Source organism: Leptospiraceae bacterium (assembly GCA_015075105.1).
Classification (GTDB): Bacteria; Spirochaetota; Leptospiria; order Leptospirales; family Leptospiraceae; genus JABWCC01.
Window position 1 is genome coordinate 1,708,702 of sequence record JABTUZ010000001.1, and the last position, 15,760, is coordinate 1,724,461.

A 15,760-nucleotide genomic window follows, 5' to 3' on the forward strand; every position below is an offset into this window, starting at 1 on the left:
GAGGTATTTTTCTGGTTCTTAAAATTCATACCATGAAAGAAAATACTGCCTCTAATTTTACAAATTTTTACAGAACTATTTTTTTTAAACAAAAGTATTTCTTGTTTCTATTTTTGGTGTTTCAAATCTATATTGTAAGCACCAATTCATCGGTTAAGAATCTTGAAATAGATTCTAATTCAGATTTAATTTTTCCAATTAGTTTTTTTACCGATATTGAAAATGGAACATCTATAAAAAATTGGGCACTGCCGCCTGCCCCTTCTTTTTTCCCTGATCTATTTTTATTTTACATAGCTTGGAAAATTACGGGAGGCTTAATCCATTTTAGCTTTTTTATTTATGTAGCATTTTTTGAGTGCATTCTTTTTCTCTCACTTTTTTATCTATTAAAAAATTCTAACCAAAAAACAAAAGCCCAAGATAATAACATTACCCTAAATAGGATTTTTGGATTTTTTTTTAGTTTAAATATAGTTTTTCTTTTTTCTCCGAGTCAATTTTCTTTATTCTTACTTCCGGGCTATCATGGGTTTGTAGTTGCCTTCGGTTGCTTTTTATCTATTGCTATTTTCCTTAAAAGAAAGTATGCAATTGTATCTATACTTAGCTTTCTTTTTATTTTTTCTGACGGGCAAATAATTCTACAATGTATAATCCCTGCACTTATTGTATTATCTTGGAATTTCTGGAATAAAAAAATTTCTAAAAAAGATTTTTTCTTAATGGTTATTGCAATCCTATCCGGATGGATTTTTTCCAATATATTTCATTTACTATTAAAAAAACTTTCAATTTTTCAAATTCCTGAAGTTCCTTTTTTTTCTATTTTCAAATCCATAATTCAAAAAAAATTAATCCTATCCAACTTCCAATCTGTAATGAATTTTATAAAATCTGAATGGATTACAAATTCTAAAGAAACATTTTGGATGATCTTTTTTTGTTTCTATTTTGTTTTATTAATCTTTTTACCATCCAATTGGAAAAAAAATAAAAACTTAACTTTTCTAATTTTTATTTCCATACTTTGCACAAATTTTGTACAATTCTTCTTTGGTGTTTGGGGCGGGATGAGATACTCTTGGTTTTTAGTTTACCTTCCCTTTTTTGCTTTACTTTTTTCCGATATTTCAAAAAAACAAATCACTCCTTTTGGATTTGTGATTCTATTTTTACTGTGCTTACAATTTCAAGATTTGTATTTTAAAAGTGAGTCTATTTTAAAAAACCCTTATCCAAAAAAAATACAATGCTTGGATAATATTGCAAATGAGTTCCGCTTAGAATTTGGATTCTCGGATTACTGGAACTCAAAGTATGTAATGCTATATTCTAAAAAGAAATTAGCATTAAAACAGCTCACAAAAAATTTAGATGAATACAAATGGATTTATAACCCTGAGTGGACAAATAAAAATGAAAATTTTAATTTTATTATTACAAATCGCTTAGACAAAGACCAAATTCATTCTAAGTTTTCCTATCCTAAAGAAATCCGTAATTGTGAAGACTTAGAAATCTATATATATAATAAAAATGAGTTGAACAAATTTTAAAAAAAATAAAATCTATGAAAATATCCTTTAGAAGAAGAGTCCAATAATGAAAATTTTCTCTTTTGCCCAAGATAAATCCTTTTTTATAAACAGAGTCCTAAACGGTATGAGCCAGATTATGCTGCAAGAGAATCGGCTCACAGGAATTCTTTTTTTATCTGGAATATTTTATGGATCTATTTTCATGGGGATAGGAGCTATTTTAGGGGTTATCACAAGCACAACCTTAGCACAAGTCTTAAAATTCGACAAGGATGAAACGGATAAGGGTATGTATGGCTTTAGCCCTGCTCTTGTAGGTGTTGCAATGCTGGTTTTCCTAAAACCGGCAGTTTGGACTTGGGCGTTAGTTGCAATCGGATCGGTAGTTTCAGCACTCATCCAAAACTTATTTATTAAAATCAAACTCCCTGTATTCACCCTGCCTTTTGTTTTAGTTACTTGGGGAATCCTTTTTTTTGCAAAAATGTATTTACCTGAACTATTTGTAGAAACTCCCCTGACTATTGTGAATGACAGCCATTACTTCACGTTTCCACTAAGAGGATATGGGCAAGTAATTTTTCAAGAAAATACAATGTCCGGGATTTTATTTTTTCTTGGCGTATTTATAAACTCACCCGTCTCGGCTCTCTATGGACTTGCAGGGGCAGTACTCACAGGAACACTTGCAGTGGTATTTTTATTACCCACCTCTGACATTGCACTCGGACTTTTTAGCTACAATGCAGTTCTGTGTGCAATCGCTTTCTCTGGCACAAAAAAAATTGACGGGGTGCTTGCCTTTACTTCAATCTTTATTTCCTTCATAGTCGGATTTTTTATGTTTCAGTACAATCTCACCAGATTAACTTTTCCTTTTGTTGCAGGCACTTGGGGAGGGCTGATCTTAAAACAAAGCTTAAAGAAAAAATAAAAGAATGAACAAAATGAAAAAATATGTTTAAGAGTTTGAACTCTGTGTCATAAATATTTTGCAAAACCGATCTCTATCGCATGAATAATAAAGTTATAGTACCTGACCATTTCTTTATCATACCCAAATCTTTCTGCTTTATTTCTGAAATACTCGGCTAATTCTTTTCTCTTTGCAACCGAACGAAGATCTTGCTTGTAAAGTAGAATTTTATCCGATTTTTTTCCTAAGACTAATTCAGAAGGAATACGGATTACACTCATCGAATGAGAAAGTATCGAATCTTCCATTTTGGAAAATATTTTTTCGTTTTGAGCTCCTTTTGAATATTCAGGAACTTCCTTCACCAGTTCTTTAAAATTATCCTTGACTTGATTTGAAAAACTCTCCTTGTCAAAAATTCTTTCTTCTATAGAAGTTGATTTTCCAAAAACAATTTTTTCAAATGCTTTTGAAATAGAATCCTCTGCGTTTATAGAAGCCTTTTTACCGGTGAAAGGAATTGGGCTCTCTACTTCTTCAGAAATATTTTTTGGAGATATTTTTGTTTTCTTGAGTAATACCGGTGATACAATGGACAATACCACTCCAAATATAAGACTAATAATCCCACCTAATGCAATATAAATTGAATTGCCAAACAAAAGATAGAGTAATAAAAAAAATAGCATTAGAGTAAATGCACCAATTGCCCCATGAACATACTCCGGTTGAAATGCACTGACTTTTTTTACTGTTGCCTTCTTCTCAGGAACAGGTTTCTTGTTCTCAAAAAATTCAGATTCATTAAATAAGGAGAGTGCGACTTGCAATTGCTTTTGATAGTGAATGTCTATTTTAGAAAGTTCTTGCAAGTTTTCTACACTCTTTTGTATGACATCTTTCGATGAAATAAAATATTTCCCAATCGTATCAGAAACTTTTTCAACATGAAAGAGAAACTTAGAATGAATTCCTTCTAATATTTTTTCTCGTAACCTGCCTTTCTCTTCCAAAGGAATATAATCTGATTCTTTTAGCTTTGCTTCTATATCCAACTCGTATAAAACAAGTTTTGAACCTATAAAAGTTTCTATCTCTCTAAATAGTTTTTGTATTGTATTCACAATCGCCAATTCTACTCTAAGATTTTTGAAATATCCCCACTCTTTTTTTAAATTAGCGAGGACGAGTACTGCAAACTCAGAATCTTCTTTAAATTTCTTTAAGGTTTCCGTGGGGTATTCGTCATAAGGAAAATCAGAAATTACCTCCGATAATCCATTAATCAGCTCATCTGAATTGTAGAATTCTTTTTCTTTTCCGTATATATCGTTTAGTTTTTCCCATTTTTTTTGCAATATTGGAACTGTATCCGTTATATACTTAGATAAATTTTTTTCACAAAATAGAAAAAGTGCACTTATCTGATGTTTCAGATGCAATAATATTTCTGACTGAACAAATAACTCTTTGTTGAATACTTTTAATTCATCCTTAACTATATGGTAATCGGAGGTTATTTCAAGAATAAGACCTTCGGACTTTCCATAATGAATCGAATCACTTATAAAGTCTATCATAGGAATATACAAATTATCAAAAAAACCTCGCCTTAAAAACTCGTGAAGCTCAAACTCCAATGACATTACGAATGGAGAATATTTTTCTTCTCCTGTTTCCTGATTTTTTATAATGGGATAAAAATTTTGAGATACCTTGTCTCTATCCAATTTTTCTAATAGAAACTTTTCCAAATAAGGTGCAGACGCTTGAAAGCATGCCTCTCTATAAGGAGCCGTAGGTGTTCGAGACTCAACCTGTGGCGCAATCAAAAATATTTTAGGAAATACCTGATTCCCTGATTCCACGATACAAGGGTATATATAGATGTATCTATCCAAACTTTTCTTTGAATATCCAGCCAGAAAAACAAGAGACTCTATGATTGCACTATATGAGCATGTCTCTTCATTTAAACTCGGATATTTTTTTAACGAATCAAACAACTGCTCTAAGGACAATAGAAGTGATGGATGAAATTCGGTAGAGTTGTGCTTTCTAATTCGAGTGTGCCATTTCTTTAACTCATCTAAAATCGCTCTTGCAGTAGCATTGAATCCAGAAAAATTTTCTGGTGACTTAATATATATCGCAGCATCAGTAGAAAAAATTTTTGAAAGCCTGAGTATATCGTCAGGATTGTTTTGATAATGTGTCCATGAAAAATCTGTCATCTTACTAATAAAATCGACATATAAATAGAATTTTGTAAAGTTTTTCCTATTCTGCCAACCCTTTATGATTTTTTACGAAAATTTGTAAAATTTTTATTTTTTTTTCATACCTTTTTCCCTATATATTTGGAAACTGAGAATTGAAAAACTTTTATATAAGGAGAAAAACATGAACCCTGACAAATTTGAACGAACACAGTCAAGTTTACTCATTCCGGAAAAATACATGGATGAGTTTAATAGAAGAACAAAAATTTTTTCGAGAGAAGAATATTTTCATGCTCTTTTGGAAAGATACAGAAATGTTTTACTTTGGAAAACTTTTGATAAATTGGATTGCGTTAAGACGAAGTATCAGGAGGAAGGGCAATCTTTGCAAAAGAAGAATTTTCGCCCTGAGAATGCTGATTGGATTGAGTTGGGAGAGTTTGCTCAATGGCTTGGCATTTCTAGGACAGCTCTTTTTACTCTTTTGCTATTGCTTGACCTTGCCGGATGGGACATAATCATCCCCGATAGATTCTATGACGTTGCAGTTCCACCCAAGATCAGTTCGATTGCGGTCGGAGTCTATCTCTCCAAGAGAAAAACAACGCGATACAATAGGCTAATACGACATAAGATGCGATAAAGCACGAAAGAGCCAAAAAAACAACTCGAAAAAAACAAACACCCCAAACAAGCTATTGGCGAACTATACCCAAAAACACAAGTTAAGTTATTTGACAGAAAAACTTGGATAGAAATAACTAAAATCTGAGGTAACAAAAATGCTTTTTCCTTTAGCTTTTAACTTAGGTCCTTGGGAAATCGGACTTATTGCTCTTTTGGCACTCCTTCTATTCGGAGGAAAAAAACTACCTACACTTGCAAAAGATTTAGGATCAGGGATTAAAGAATTTCGCAAGTCTCTATTTTCTACAGAAGAGCCTCCATCGGCTCTACCGGATAATGAGTCTGTAACAATAGAAAAAACCAAAAAACAAAAAAAAGCGTAAATGGGTAAACCTACAGATTTTCGCACAGGAAAATCTGCGAAAAATATTAAAAAAACTAAGCCTAAAGCTCAAGAAATAATATTAGTTGAAAAAGAAGAACTCGCCTTAGAGAGAGAAAAATTTATGACTCTTGGCGAGCACTTAGAAGAGCTTCGACAAAGAATCATAAGAATTCTAATCACGCTCGGTGGTACTACCACACTTGCACTATTTTTTGCATCAGATATTCACAAATTTTTTGCTCAACCGTATAAGAATGTATTAGGAGAAAATGCAAATTTCTATCAAATCAAGGTAATGGCACCCCTTTTGATGTATCTTCAAACCTCCTTTATGATTGCTATTTTAGTCACATTCCCGGTGCTTTTGTATTTACTTTGGGGATTTATTGCGCCTGCAGTCGATGAAAAGACTGAAAAATCAGGAAAATTACTAATACTCTTTTCGACAGTTTTATTCTGGGCTGGGTTGGCTCTTTGCTATTTCACAGTATTTGAAAGTATGCTAAAAGTTTTTTTGGTAGCCCTTCGTCCACCCGATATAGAAACCAAGCTCCCGATTGATGAATACTACGACTTGTTCTTTAATGTCCATTTAATCTTTGGGCTTGCATTCCAATTGCCTGTTGTATTGATTCTGCTCGGTAGAATAGGAATACTAAGCTCAAATTTTCTAATAAAAAGATGGAGAGAGGCTGTAGTCATAATCTCTATTTTTTCGGCTGTACTTTCCCCAGGCCCCGACGTTTTTTCTATGATGATGCTTTTTGTCCCCCTTACTTTTTTGTTTGGTTTTTCTTTGGTAATTATGAAAATTCTTGAAAAAAGAGATACCTGATATAATTTACAACATTATGCAAAAAAATCTATTCCATAAATATCGTATCCCTACTTTTATATTTGCGATTTCCCTTCTGACCTATATTATTTTTATAATAACCGAAGATATATTGATGTCAAAATCTCCGATTAACAGTATCGGAAAAATTTACGCCGGAAAAATTTTTCTGGCGATTTCACTTTCTTCCATTTCGAGTTTGATGTCTTTTGTTCTAATCTATTCTATTCAAAAATCTCTAAAAACTCTGAATCTTCTAATCACAGAGTGGGGACAAAATCTTTCCGATGGAGATTTTCAAGAACTCGAAGAAGAATCAGAAGAAATCGAAGACGAAGAAATTTCTGAGATTGCTAGGTCTTTTAAGATTGCAGTCTTTCAGAATAAAGAAAGAGAAGACTCAATGGTCAAAGATTTGCTTTCACTCAACACAGAAAAAGTTTCCAACAATCTTCAAAGCGAACTTTTTACATTTCCTTTAAAACCAATAAAGCGATTGGACATATCTGTTCTACCCATCACAAGTAAAAATGCAAATTGTGATTTTGTAAGCGTTATTGAAACTGCAAACGGTTGCCTCGGAATAATGGCCGGGTTTCAGACAAACGATATTCAAGAAGCCAGCATGAAATTCAGGCTCCATGGGATTTTATCTTTAGCAGAGAAAGCCACTTCCATCCCTTCTGACGAAATACTTTCCTATATAGACTCAGCCATTCGTAAAATAAAAATCTCTAATCTGAATATAACAATTTTTACTTTAGATTCAATGAGTGGAGAATTAAAAACGATTCAATACCAAAAAAATCCGATCTTTCTATTGCAGAGCGACTCGGTAAAAACAGTTCAAGCCAATGGAGAATTTTTTAATTTTGAAAGACAGGTTTCTCAAGTCAAAACTTCTAAAATCTCAAAGGGGGACTCCATGATTTTTGTTTCTGATCGAATCCTGACTCCTCTAAATACAAATAGTGCTACTATATTAAATGAAATTCAAAAGAAAATTAAATCTGAAAGTTTGCAATTGAAATCTTCCAGAGACATTATATTGTCTATCGCAAGAAATTTAGACACTATTGGGAAATCACTTGGGATTAGAAGCATTTTAGAAATTTTATCTATAATTGTAGTAAAGAAAAAATCCTAAAATACTTCCGAGTGTTTTTTACAACTACTCGGAAATATTTTTTTAAACAAGCTATGACTATAGCTTTATTTGTGAACTATTGTTTACCTCTATTTTCCAGTTGTTCATCACTTCTTCTACTACTTTTTTTGCAACTTCATTATCTAAAATATCGTGGTCCCCTACATCATAAACAAGAGCCTCTCTCCACCCCGGAATTTTAGAATCAAGCATTGGTATAGAAATATATACTCTATATAGCTCGAGTTTACTTCCGGCAACCATTATAAAATGAGAGTATCTTATTTCCTCTAAGCCTCGCTTTTCTGCACCCTGAATTAAGCGAAGAATATACTTTGCATCATCAAACATATTATTTGACACAAACTTAGCTACAGTCTTACTATAGGTTCCGGTAAATTCATCAAAAGTAGCTGCTGTAAGTAAAAATTTACCGCTGCTATTTTTAGTGGCTTTATAGTCTCTGGACTTATCAGTTACTTTGTAAATCCAAGAAGCCTCTGCCATTTTCTTAATTGCAGTAGCATCATCTATGGATGTATCTTTTTGTAATTTTTCTATTGCTGATTTTGTTTCATGTCCACAAAAGGCAACAAAACCAAGTATAAAACATATCACGAAAATTTTAAGTTTTTGTTTCAAGTTCATATTTATCTCCATTTCTATAATTATCCTTATTTCAAAAAACCAAGTTTTTCTGTAAATTAAAATAATAGTTCTTTATTTTAATTCAAAAAAAGAAGTTCATTCTAGTAATATTGCTTATCCTATTTTAGTCAAAATATACGTTATACGAATCTCAATATACCCAATTTTTTATTTAAAATTTTTAGTTGCAAAATTCACCCTACACCCATAAATTACAATAAAAGTAAAGAAATATTCTATAAAGAAAATAAAGTGAAATTAGTTTATATTTTTTTATTAATTTGTTTAAATCAATGCACAATTGATATAAAGCAAGTCCCTGCAATTAGAGCTTCCAACAGCCCTATATCTAAAATTGATAAAGTTTTATTTTTTGGTAAATTTGATATCTATACGGCAGACCGAGAATTATTTATTAAAGCATGGAAATACTCTTTTGAGTCAATAGTTAAAAGCCATAGGATATTTAAAAATGTAGAGTCTCTTCCAGAGGATTTTGCAAATCTTCCAACTGATTATTTTATCATTGATATAGACATACGTCCAAAATTAGAAAGTGAATACAATTGGTGGTGGACATGGCCAGCAATATATCCATTTACAGCCTATTGGCCGTTTCAAAAAAGAACTGGAAAGTATAGCTTAGAAATAGAATATAAAATTTTCAACCAGGATGGGGAAGAAGAACTGACAGGAAAAATAATCAGGAATTCAGAACATACTGTCGACTTATATGGATTTTTTAGAACTTGGGGGATAGAAAAAATGATTGAAACAGTAAATTTAGAGGCTATGGAAGAATGTGCGAAAATTCTAAACTCTTCTTTTTGATTCTGATACTACTCTACTCAAACTGTATTTCACTTCAAGAAAAACCTGCCTCTGAAACCTCAACATGTATTTCTTCTATTTTTAGTTTAAATCGTAACATTCGGGAAATACAAATTACAAATAGATTAATTCAATCTGCTATATATGCAGGATCTTGGGCAGCAGCCTGGGTCGCAGGTCCAAGCGGACTTAGCTTTGCTCTTTTGGGTATCTATTTTCAATTAAAAAATAAACATAAAAGCGACGAATTAATTGAAAACTGGAAAAAAGATCAATGCCATCCTAAGTAAAAAATCTTTTTTCTTATTTTATAGTTCAAAGACACAAAATGTGAAATAGCGATAGAAAATAAGTTTTGATACTTATAGTTTTTTGAAACCTCCGTGGCTATAAGTTTTTTATTTTTGTTTAATTTTTTTAAATTTATTCCTATATCTAATCAACTACCCATCCAGCTTTTATTAATAAATCTATCTTTTTGAACTCTGAAACAATCATATCGCTCTTCATTTCCCTAATTATATACTTATCATTCATTGCGTCCTCTATGGTTATTCTTCCAAACCCACTATCTGATTTTAATACGCAAAAACCCCTAAAAAATGATTCTATTCTCAAATCTGTGAATACTTCTTGAGTCAAATTCTGAATTGTTTTTGACCATTTTGCATTGAGTTTCTTATCATTGGCCTTTGTTGACTTTTTACTTTTTGATTTTTGGCTATTTTTCATCTTAGTCATCTATGGCTCCTTTTTTTATCCTATCTATTTTTATCTTAAATTTTTCTAAAAATATTTTCTGTAAGATTTTTAAATCTTGTCGATAAATTCAAAATCCCAAGAATCAGACTTTGGATATTGTGACAATGATTCGAACAATGGGTTTTTTAAAAATTCCCATCCATTTGGATTATAGTCGCCATTGGCTTTTATCCCTTTGATGGCTAATTTCCGACTGAATTCCTTGAAGACAATTGAAACTTCTCTACCGTCATTGTTAAAATAAACTTCAAGCCCGAGATTTGTTGAGATTAATTTTTGTTCCTCTTTCCCTATTTTCTCACCCGTGTTGGGATTTCTTGCCAATGCAGATATTCGAAACAAATGATATAGCTGATAACCCGTATCGCCCCCTGAATCAACAATTGACATTTCGCATTTAGATGCAAATGCTGGAAAAGTTTTTTTACAATATTTTAAGACTTTGGCATTGACCAATTCGGACCAATCTTTATCTACAATCTTTTTTAAATCAGTGTTTTCTTCGGATGGATTCCAGTCATAAATAGTTTTCAGATTTTTTGATTTTAGAATTTTTTTCCATTCGGTCTCTTCTTTGGCAAACCTCTCCCGTTTTTCTTTTTCACTAATGACAAACGGGATTGAATTTATATTCGGTGATTCTCCTCCGCATACTTCTAAGTATATTTGGGTAAATTTATCAAAGCCGAATTTTTCGGTGATTTTTAAAGCATTAAAAAAATAGTAAGAGTCATAAAATTTGATGCCATTTCCCTTGGTTTGAACTGCAATCAACTTTTCCCTTGAATGTTCATCCTGGAACATCGCTTCGGGATTGATTTGCTTTTCGTCTAACTTCCCTAAATCCGGACAAACATTTTTTACCGGAGTTTTTGATGCGCGCTCCTGAGGCGAAGTACAAGCCCAGAAACCAATGACAACTAACGTAAGTGTGAGTTTGATTTTCATTTGAATAATCCTTATTAATTATTATAAACGTAATTGAAATACCCAGGGGAATCCCATCGTTAAGAATGGAATTCCCTGTTGTCTATTTTATTCCTTCCTAAATTGAAGTATTCCGCTGACTAAAATAAGAACGGCGGCAACAAGCACGGCATACTGGAGAGGACTATTATCTTTCATAAGAGTGTAAACAACACTTGATGTTGAAATCAAGCCAACCAACGTTACAATACTTGCCGAGACGATTCTCAGTTCATTATCCGGTTTTACGAAATTGGCGACAGTGAGAGCGGGAACTCCGAATGCACCGATGACTGTCATGATACTTAGAATTTGAGCCATTTCAAATCCGGAGTGCGCATTTCTTTGAAATATGGACCCGATCGCAAACACTGCCAATGCCATTGCCGCCGCCGGAAGGACAATTGCCGACCCGATGATGGCTCCATAAAGTTTTATTGTTTTTATTATCATTGTTTGTCTCCTTTTAATTTGCTAATTATTTTTTTGTGAATATTTTTAACAATGCAATCAGCCCGAGTTCATCTTTAAATTTCCTTTTTGTCATTTTCAAGTAGCATGCGGCCAAAACATTTTTCCTCTTCCCAGTTGACTTCTTTAAAAGGATTTAAGATTTCCCGGACTAAGAATGTAGTCTTTTTCACTTCAGATCCCTTTTTTGATTTTTAAAAAAAGCGGCTAAATAGACCAGAACCCTTTGCAGTGACCCTCTTCTTTCGGCGCTTTCCTATAAGAGGAGTATTTACTTTACAGAATCCAAAATCCATCGTATAGCTCACATTTAAGCCGCGTTTTGAATAGCTTGAATTAAATCCTGAGTTTTTCTTTTCTTTTGCTTTATATGTCCATCCCATAAATTAATTCTCCATCTTCCTGTCCTTACCAAAACCTCGGCGATCTATGACCGTATACACTTCAATATAAAAATTTCCTTTATCAATATCAGCCATGTTTACTATGGAATCATCAATCTCCTTAATAAGAGCAGTGACTTCTTCATCGTTTCTTTCTGAAAAAATTGATAGAAGACCGGATACTATATTTCTGGACTCTATGTGGATATCCAATCTCGCCTGAATTTCATCGTTATCATTGGAAAAGATGGAGTAAATTTCCGAACTTGGAGTTCTCACTTCCCGACAGAATGAAAATTTGGTGTCAGTTTCCATGATTTAACTCCTTTTTAATGCTCCGATAGTCATATCGTTGTTTGCTAGTTGATTATTCTTATCTAAAATCTGAATTTTAATTCCCATTTTGGATTTGAATAAACCTTCGACTTCCTGAACTGTATTTGATAATTTAAATGAGACTTCTTCGGCAGAACCTTTAAAATCATCAGACCGGGTGGATGCCAATGTTACATCTTCTTTTGCCGGAAAATTACTGTTCTTAATATATACCCGAACGTCAATTCCGAGAGCATTTTTTAATGCGGTTTTAAAATTCTTTACCAACATTTTGGAATGGCACGAAAATTCATCTTTTTTGAAATTATCTATAAGAGAATCAAACATATCATTTCCTCAACGATGCGATAGTCGCAGAATTATCCGCCAAATTTCCACTCTGATCTTCAATTTGAGTCTTGATTCCAAATTTATCCATGAAAAGTTTTTCGACATTTCCTACTTTCATTTGCCCGGCGATTTCAATTTCTTCACCCGAATGACCAGGCTCAATCAGTTCTTTTATTGCAACATCGGGAGCAAATTTGGCACCTTTATATACACGAATTCCAATTCCGAATTCGCTCTTGAACTTCTCCTGCAACTTGCTTACTTTTTCTCTTAAATCTACTTTCATATTAATCTCCTAAATTTTGTTTTGTAATTTTTTTCTAAATTTTTGCTTTTTTTATTTACTTTTTTTATCTATATCTTTCATAACTTTCAAAATAGTTCTGCATTTCTCCTGTGAAGTTACGAAGACAACAGTAGATTCTCCCGTCTGTGCGATGATTGGATTTTCCTTGCAGTCAAGATGTATTAAGCCGGGAGCATTTTCAGCATTAGCGGTCAGTTTGCATCCATTGTCTATCATGTGTGTTACAACTGCTGCAGGTTGCGGCTTTGAGCAAATAGAAGGGATGGCCATGAACCATTTCAGCGAATACATCGGCATCGAAAAATCTCCGCAGTGATTGCGGATAACGGTATCTTGATTCTGATGAGTAAACCCCAGGTCGCTTGCTTTTTTAAAATCCAGGCAGTATTCCCGCTCATCACGTTTTGCTTTCTGTTCTTTTTGCTGTTTAAAAGCCCCAATGTTAAACCAATTCATTCCATCCTCAGGGCTTCTTTTCAAATATTCCTGCATATCCGCAATCGCACCATCTAAATCAGAAAGGAAGTTTTTACACTCTGATCTCCACTGGTAGATTCTTGAAAATTCCGGATTCAATAAAGCGGCTTTATTAAATTGTGAAATGGCTTTTTTATATTTTTTTTCTGCGTGAAGGGCTTTCCCCTTTGTGTATGATATCAAAAAAGATTTTGGATGCTTTTTTTCAAGATCCGTTAATTTCAACGAAATGCAATTCGAATCATATTCTGCATCTGATGCGAAACAATCACTCCTTATCGCACTGTAAATTCCATAATCAGAATCGGGAAATAGATCCTTTATCTCTTTGAATAAATTATCCCTTTGATCTCCATATGTATTTAACTCATTGACTATTTCATTGTATCTTTCTTGCTTTTCCTCCTCTGTAAGAGCCTTTTTTTCAATAACCGCCTCTTCCTTTACAGGAGGAGGTGAAGAGCAGAACCAGAAACCGATGGCGACTATCGTAAGTGTGAGTTTGATTTTCATTTGAATTTTCCTTTTTTTTTAAAATTTTATAAATCAAATCGTTTGATTAAATTTTAGCAAAAACCATACCGAATTATTTTTGCATCTCTGAATACAAGTCAATTGACCGCTTCCAATCTACTTACAGTGCATTCTACTTTTTTTACTCTTTGGAATTCTTCTTTGTTTGAAATTAAAAAGTATTCATCTCTTTCCTTCCAGTCCAATTTTGCTTCTGGTAAAAGAAATTCTTTTACATAACCGCTTTTGGACATTACTTCAACCCCAGTTGCAGAAAGTCCCCGCCATGTAATTAAGAAATCATTCTTGAATTTTTGTTTGTTTTTATTGTGAATACGAACTTTACATTTTAAAATATCGTTATACACTGCACCAATAAAAAATCTTGCTGGAGCAATTTGTTCTTTCACTGCCGAACAATTACAGATATCAAATGAAATATTCTTTTCCCAATTTGAAAGTTTCGGTATCTCTTCATCACAAAAAATTTGCCCGCACAATAATGCAGATGAAGTTGAACATTTACTCTTTTCTTTGTTCTTAGTGGAAACAGCAACAACCACAATAATGGTTATAATAACTATTGTGCTCATCTTACTCATAAAGTGATCCTCATACATTCTTGTAGCCGAAAAATTCTTCTGTTTCCCGGCGCATATCAATGGTTGGAGAGAATCTGCACCGAAGCCGCCTAAAATAAGGCCGGAATTTTTTGGGTTATGATTATTAATGTCCGCCCGGGACAATTTTATTTCAGTCAGAGGGATTTTTTTTTAGGGTTTTTGGAAAAAAGTAGTGGGTTAGTGAGTAAAACCGGTTATATAATAATATTTTCGCAAAATTCTCGAGGAGTAACAATTTTTATATTTTCGTAACAAGTCTCAATAAAATCGTTGGTGTTTCCTGTAATCAAGTAATCGATTTTTGCGAAAATTGCTAACTCAAGAAATTTATTGTCAGACTCGTCTGAAATCAAATCTATCTTGATATCTGGGAAGAATTTTAAAGCAACATTGTTGATTGCATTCAAAACAAAATTTGCCCTGCTTTGAAACTCACTATACACTGAAAATTTTGGGCGATTTAAGACATCGACATACTCGTCAAAGACCGCTTCCGAAATACATAATAGAACTTTTTTATTCAACACAAGATCTGTGATTATTTTCGAGGAGAAGCCTTCGGTAATCAATGCAGAAACAATTATATTTGCATCAATGACGATTTTTAGCAATTGCTCTTACGTTTGCAATTTCATAATTTATTTCGTTCAGTGTCATTTCTGATAATCCTGTCTTTTTCGCGATTTCATGACACTTGATTAAGGCTTGCTGCGCTAGTTCTAAACTAATTATATCCAACAATTCCTGAAATGCAATATTTTCAGAATTAAATTTATATTGTTCGAATTCCTTATCGGATATTGAAATTGTAACGCTTCTCATGCGGCTATTTTCTATTGGTTTCGATTCCGATTCAAGTCATTTTTTTAGGGAGTTTCGGGAAATCTCTGTTCAAAGAGACAGATTGATTCGAAAGGCTCAAGATTTTGAAACAGAGGCGATTTTAAGGAATTGGTTTTTTTTAGTTTACTTTGTATTTCTTTATCTACTAATAGGTCATCGGGAAAATTTATTTTCAGGATTTGGATTCTTTTTACAAATGCATTCCATTCCTCAATGCAATTCTTTATTAATTCACCGCTAACAACCCGAATTTCTTCGACTCCCACTTTTAAATTTTCCTTGTTCTCGATAAAAATCTCTGCATCTGAAAATTCTGAAAAATTGTTTTTGTAGAAGTTTTTTCTTTCCGGTTCAAATCTTCCGGTATCGTATCATACAGGCTGAAATAAAACAAAAACAGAAATACCTTCGCTAACCTGTTGACCAGATAAACTTCATCTAAAGACAGTGAAACAGGAAGAATGCAAGGATACTCCGTAAACCTCCAACTGCCGATCATTACAGGATTTTTTATCTCCATGGGAAACAACTGCGGATATCCGCATAGGACCCAAAAAAGCATCAGGATGAAAAATCCGTAAAGAAAATATCGTGGCT

General features: G+C 33.0%; 21 protein-coding genes. 8 read left to right on the plus strand and 13 right to left on the minus strand.

What is annotated here, in order from left to right:
* Window positions 1–32 precede the first annotated feature (32 nt).
* Together HS129_08395 and HS129_08400 are read left to right on the plus strand one after the other, a co-directional pair.
* Window positions 33–1,559, plus strand: coding sequence for a hypothetical protein (locus tag HS129_08395; protein MBE7412064.1), 1,527 nt, complete (start codon window positions 33–35; stop codon window positions 1,557–1,559).
* A gap of 46 nt (window positions 1,560–1,605) precedes the next feature.
* Entirely contained in the window at window positions 1,606–2,475 is an 870-nt protein-coding gene (locus HS129_08400; protein ID MBE7412065.1) for an urea transporter, read from the plus strand.
* Between the two features lie 47 nt (window positions 2,476–2,522).
* On the opposite strand, the gene HS129_08405 is transcribed toward HS129_08400, so the two are convergent.
* Window positions 2,523–4,691, minus strand: a complete 2,169-nt coding sequence (locus HS129_08405; protein MBE7412066.1) for a hypothetical protein — start codon at window positions 4,689–4,691, stop codon at window positions 2,523–2,525.
* Between the two features lie 169 nt (window positions 4,692–4,860).
* Between HS129_08405 and HS129_08410 the strand changes: the two genes are divergently transcribed.
* From HS129_08410 to HS129_08425, 4 genes are all read left to right on the plus strand, one after another.
* Window positions 4,861–5,322, plus strand: coding sequence for a DUF1564 family protein (locus HS129_08410; GenBank protein ID MBE7412067.1), 462 nt, complete (start codon window positions 4,861–4,863; stop codon window positions 5,320–5,322).
* A 139-nt stretch (window positions 5,323–5,461) separates the two neighbouring features.
* Complete coding sequence (tatA, locus tag HS129_08415) at window positions 5,462–5,689, plus strand: twin-arginine translocase TatA/TatE family subunit (GenBank protein MBE7412068.1); 228 nt, start codon at window positions 5,462–5,464, stop codon at window positions 5,687–5,689.
* 123 nt (window positions 5,690–5,812) lie between these two features.
* Window positions 5,813–6,526, plus strand: a complete 714-nt coding sequence (gene tatC / locus HS129_08420; GenBank protein ID MBE7412069.1) for a twin-arginine translocase subunit TatC — start codon at window positions 5,813–5,815, stop codon at window positions 6,524–6,526.
* Window positions 6,507–7,673: a hypothetical protein gene (locus HS129_08425; GenBank protein MBE7412070.1), complete on the plus strand. Its 1,167-nt coding sequence runs from the start codon at window positions 6,507–6,509 to the stop codon at window positions 7,671–7,673. The genes tatC and HS129_08425 overlap by 20 nt, the downstream gene beginning before the upstream one ends.
* A 57-nt stretch (window positions 7,674–7,730) precedes the next feature.
* On the opposite strand, the gene HS129_08430 is transcribed toward HS129_08425, so the two are convergent.
* Complete coding sequence (locus tag HS129_08430) at window positions 7,731–8,321, minus strand: hypothetical protein (GenBank protein ID MBE7412071.1); 591 nt, start codon at window positions 8,319–8,321, stop codon at window positions 7,731–7,733.
* Between the two features lie 252 nt (window positions 8,322–8,573).
* On the opposite strand from HS129_08430, the gene HS129_08435 reads away from it, so the two are divergent.
* Entirely contained in the window at window positions 8,574–9,152 is a 579-nt protein-coding gene (locus HS129_08435; GenBank protein MBE7412072.1) for a hypothetical protein, read from the plus strand.
* The gene (locus HS129_08440; protein MBE7412073.1) at window positions 9,122–9,442 is read left to right on the plus strand and encodes a hypothetical protein; all 321 of its coding nucleotides are present in this window, start codon (window positions 9,122–9,124) and stop codon (window positions 9,440–9,442) included. Before HS129_08435 ends, HS129_08440 begins: the two co-directional genes overlap by 31 nt.
* Window positions 9,443–9,587: 145 nt before the next feature.
* Here the strand turns inward: HS129_08440 and HS129_08445 are convergent, their stop codons facing one another.
* From HS129_08445 to HS129_08495, 11 genes are all read right to left on the minus strand, one after another.
* Window positions 9,588–9,893 carry a hypothetical protein gene (locus HS129_08445; protein ID MBE7412074.1) on the minus strand — a complete coding sequence of 102 codons (306 nt, stop codon included), beginning with the start codon at window positions 9,891–9,893 and terminating at the stop codon, window positions 9,588–9,590.
* A gap of 69 nt (window positions 9,894–9,962) precedes the next feature.
* The gene (locus tag HS129_08450; protein MBE7412075.1) at window positions 9,963–10,862 is read right to left on the minus strand and encodes a hypothetical protein; all 900 of its coding nucleotides are present in this window, start codon (window positions 10,860–10,862) and stop codon (window positions 9,963–9,965) included.
* A gap of 87 nt (window positions 10,863–10,949) precedes the next feature.
* Complete coding sequence (locus HS129_08455; protein ID MBE7412076.1) at window positions 10,950–11,333, minus strand: hypothetical protein; 384 nt, start codon at window positions 11,331–11,333, stop codon at window positions 10,950–10,952.
* Window positions 11,334–11,737: 404 nt separating this feature from the next.
* A complete protein-coding gene (locus tag HS129_08460; GenBank protein MBE7412077.1) occupies window positions 11,738–12,049 on the minus strand; it encodes a hypothetical protein in 312 nt (103 codons plus the stop codon).
* Between the two features lie 3 nt (window positions 12,050–12,052).
* Window positions 12,053–12,397: a hypothetical protein gene (locus HS129_08465; protein ID MBE7412078.1), complete on the minus strand. Its 345-nt coding sequence runs from the start codon at window positions 12,395–12,397 to the stop codon at window positions 12,053–12,055.
* Between the two features lies 1 nt (window position 12,398).
* On the minus strand, window positions 12,399–12,686 hold the full coding sequence (locus tag HS129_08470) for a hypothetical protein (GenBank protein MBE7412079.1): 288 nt from the start codon (window positions 12,684–12,686) through the stop codon (window positions 12,399–12,401).
* A gap of 51 nt (window positions 12,687–12,737) precedes the next feature.
* Window positions 12,738–13,697, minus strand: coding sequence for a tetratricopeptide repeat protein (locus tag HS129_08475; GenBank protein MBE7412080.1), 960 nt, complete (start codon window positions 13,695–13,697; stop codon window positions 12,738–12,740).
* Between the two features lie 98 nt (window positions 13,698–13,795).
* The gene (locus HS129_08480) at window positions 13,796–14,299 is read right to left on the minus strand and encodes a hypothetical protein (protein ID MBE7412081.1); all 504 of its coding nucleotides are present in this window, start codon (window positions 14,297–14,299) and stop codon (window positions 13,796–13,798) included.
* A 215-nt stretch (window positions 14,300–14,514) separates the two neighbouring features.
* A complete protein-coding gene (locus HS129_08485) occupies window positions 14,515–14,931 on the minus strand; it encodes a putative toxin-antitoxin system toxin component, PIN family (GenBank protein MBE7412082.1) in 417 nt (138 codons plus the stop codon).
* Window positions 14,912–15,142, minus strand: a complete 231-nt coding sequence (locus tag HS129_08490) for a hypothetical protein (protein MBE7412083.1) — start codon at window positions 15,140–15,142, stop codon at window positions 14,912–14,914. The genes HS129_08485 and HS129_08490 overlap by 20 nt, the downstream gene beginning before the upstream one ends.
* A 289-nt stretch (window positions 15,143–15,431) precedes the next feature.
* Window positions 15,432–15,683 carry a hypothetical protein gene (locus HS129_08495; GenBank protein ID MBE7412084.1) on the minus strand — a complete coding sequence of 84 codons (252 nt, stop codon included), beginning with the start codon at window positions 15,681–15,683 and terminating at the stop codon, window positions 15,432–15,434.
* Between the last annotated feature and the right edge of the window lie 77 nt (window positions 15,684–15,760).